Here is a 949-nt window from a genome sequence, read left to right on the forward strand (position 1 = left end):
CGAAATTAAGCGAGGAGACAGATGAAAAAGCGATTTATTATAACAGGAATGATTACCCTTTTGGGAATGATAAATTTAACTCTAACGTCTAACTTTAGTTGGGGTTCTGGAACTCAAGGTTCAACTGTCCAAACTCCTCCCCCTTTTCCAGAAGCAGAATATCTGAAAATTATTGATTTGTTAAAACAACAAATTAAAGCAAACGAAGACCAAATCGAAAACACGAAAAAAGTCTATCAGTCTATAACAGGAAATAAACAAATAACAAGAGAAAAGTTATCGAAATTTTTATTAAAATATTCGCCTTTTTACCCATCTACCCACAAAACATACAAGGGTTTATATGAGAAAAACTTCGAAGGTCATATTTATTTCGAACGGCTTATAACTCAAATTAAAGGAGAGGAGTGGAGAGCCCTCCTCCCGGAGACACAACATAAGATAATATACGATATACTTAATGCGCGTCTTCAATATAGTGGAGTTATCGATAAAGCTGTAAGTTTGCAAGCTTTCCAAGATGCAGAGAACCGCTTTACACAAATTGCCGATTTCTTAAAAGATATAGATAAAACAAAAGATCTGAGAGAAGTTTTCGAGCTGCAAACACGTATCAGAAACATGTCAGCGGTACTCCAAAATGAATATACAAAGCTACAAATGGTCAGAAATTTAAGCAGTAATGAAGAGTTTCTTATCGAAATGCAAAAACGTATATTGTATAAAAGAATTATGAACAATGCCCTCAAACATGTGCCTCAAATAAGATTTTAGCCACTAAAGCTCTTTACAAGATTTGCTTTTTTTTCATGAAAACAAAAGCAAATGTAGAAGGTTCAGTACTATCCGAACATTTCAGAGAGGCAGAAAGCTTTTATCAAAGCCAAGATATCGTAATGAAAATACTTAGGTAATGTATAAATGCGAATAACGCGTTTAGCATGTATCT

Annotated in this window: 1 protein-coding gene; it reads left to right on the forward strand. The window is 33.9% G+C overall.

Features of this window, described 5'->3' with window-relative positions:
- Positions 1–21: 21 nt before the first annotated feature.
- Positions 22–774 (forward strand): type IV secretion system protein, encoded by a 753-nt coding sequence (locus ACFILY_RS09515; RefSeq protein WP_375638003.1) that lies wholly within the window; start codon positions 22–24, stop codon positions 772–774.
- Positions 775–949: the final 175 nt, after the last annotated feature.

Source organism: Bartonella sp. CL25QHWL (assembly GCF_042195335.1).
Lineage (GTDB): Bacteria > Pseudomonadota > Alphaproteobacteria > Rhizobiales > Rhizobiaceae > Bartonella.

What these genes read in the sequence shown, in the direction of transcription:
- ACFILY_RS09515 (WP_375638003.1), top strand. Translation starts at nt 22, where the DNA reads ATGAAAAAGCGATTTATTATAACAGGAATGATTACCCTTTTGGGAATG.